This is a genomic window from Cryobacterium glaciale (assembly GCF_004402535.1).
GTDB classification, from domain to species: Bacteria; Actinomycetota; Actinomycetes; order Actinomycetales; family Microbacteriaceae; genus Cryobacterium; species Cryobacterium glaciale.
Genome location: NZ_SOEY01000027.1, coordinates 1 through 1,511 on the forward strand (window position 1 = coordinate 1; position 1,511 = coordinate 1,511).

2 protein-coding genes are annotated in these 1,511 nt (G+C 62.1%); both read left to right on the forward strand.

From position 1 onward, the window contains the following. The first annotated feature begins 54 nt into the window (after positions 1–54). On the forward strand, positions 55–459 hold the full coding sequence (locus tag E3O06_RS12110; protein ID WP_134503649.1) for a hypothetical protein: 405 nt from the start codon (positions 55–57) through the stop codon (positions 457–459). Next, on the forward strand, positions 456–1,478 hold the full coding sequence (locus E3O06_RS12115; RefSeq protein ID WP_134503650.1) for a DDE-type integrase/transposase/recombinase: 1,023 nt from the start codon (positions 456–458) through the stop codon (positions 1,476–1,478). The genes E3O06_RS12110 and E3O06_RS12115 overlap by 4 nt, the downstream gene beginning before the upstream one ends. Positions 1,479–1,511 lie beyond the last annotated feature (33 nt).

The window sequence follows — 1,511 nt, forward strand, 5'->3', positions numbered from 1 at the left end:
CCCTCTGCGTCAGGCTGGTTGTGAGTCAGTTCATGATCAGTAGGAGGCAGGGAAATGTCTATTAGTTCAGGGTTCACGACGGCGGAGATCCGTGAGTTCGTGCATGAATATCAGCTGGTGCCGTTTGGGCACAAGGGTCCGTGGTTGGCCGAGCGTGATTTCTCGACCAGGACTCTGGCGCGGTGGCGTGCTGCAGTTTACGAAGGCGATCTGGACCACGGGCTGATTCCGCGAGAGGGTAGTCCAATGATGGTTCACGCGGCCAAGCGCACGGCACTGGAGAAGAAGCGGGCTGAGGAACGGGCAGCGCACCTGGCCGAGGTCGCCAAGCTCAGTTCGCGGGTGCGCGAGTTGGAGGGCACGAATACTGCGTTGGGAAAAGCTATCGGGCTCTTGCACGCGATGAGCGAGGAAGAGCCCGCAGCCACCCCGACACCGCCCGATCCGTCCAGTTCTTGACGCTGGAGAACGAGCTCGTCGCGGAGCTGACGAGCGCGACGGGATCGCAACGCCGGGCGCTAGCGATCACGGGCGTTGCCCGCTCCACTTGGCAGTACCGGCAGACGCCGCGCCCCCGGGTCTCCGAGCCGATCCCGCAGAAGGAACGCGCGTATCTGTCTCGAATTTCCACGGCCGATCGGACCGTGATCGCGACGAAGATCACGGCCGGCTGGAAAGCTGGAAACGCCGTCGATCACACGTTCGCTTCCACTTGGGATGCGGGGGTGATGCTCGCTGGGCGGCGGTCCTGGTGGCGGATCGCGGCCGATATCGAGGACCAGAGCGCCCGACCCGTCGTGCCCACTCGTCGCGGGTCTAGAACACCTCGCGTGAAGCCGGTGCTGATCGCGACAAGACCGATGCACGTATGGTCGTGGGACATCACCGATTTGCGCACTCAGTGGCGAGGGAAAGCCTTCAAAGCGTACTCAATCATTGACATCTGGTCACGCAAGATCGTCGGCTTTCGGGTCGAGGAGCGCGAGAGCGACCATCTCGCGGTGGAGATGTTCGAGACCGCGTTCCGCCAGCACGGCACCCCGAAGTTCGTCCACGCCGATTCCGGCCCGGCGATGCGCTCGGATGCGCTGGCCGTCCTTTTCAGCGGGCTTGACGTCACCAAGACCCACAACCGGCCCTATGTTTCCAACGACAATCCGTACTCGGAATCTGAGTTCCGCACGATGAAATATCGCCCCAATTATCCCGGAACGTTCGACAACCTGGATGCCGCCCGCGACCACTTGAACGAGTACGTGCCTTGGTATAACACCAGCCACAAACACTCTGGCATCGCGTTGTTCTCGCCGCAGGAAGCCCACGATGGCTCTTGGAGGCGGGCGCACTCCAAGCGCGACCTCGCTCTGCAGAAATATCACCGCAAGCATCCGGAACGATTCCGTGCACGCCCCACAACGCCGGCACCAGCCGGCATCGTCGGGATCAATCATCTTCCCGACACCGGCGTCAAAAACTAACCCGAGTGACTCCACTCAGCTTGACATCGCGCG

Coding starts and splice junctions, on each gene's coding strand:
- E3O06_RS12110 (WP_134503649.1), top strand. CDS start 55: ATGTCTATTAGTTCAGGGTTCACGACGGCGGAGATCCGTGAGTTCGTG.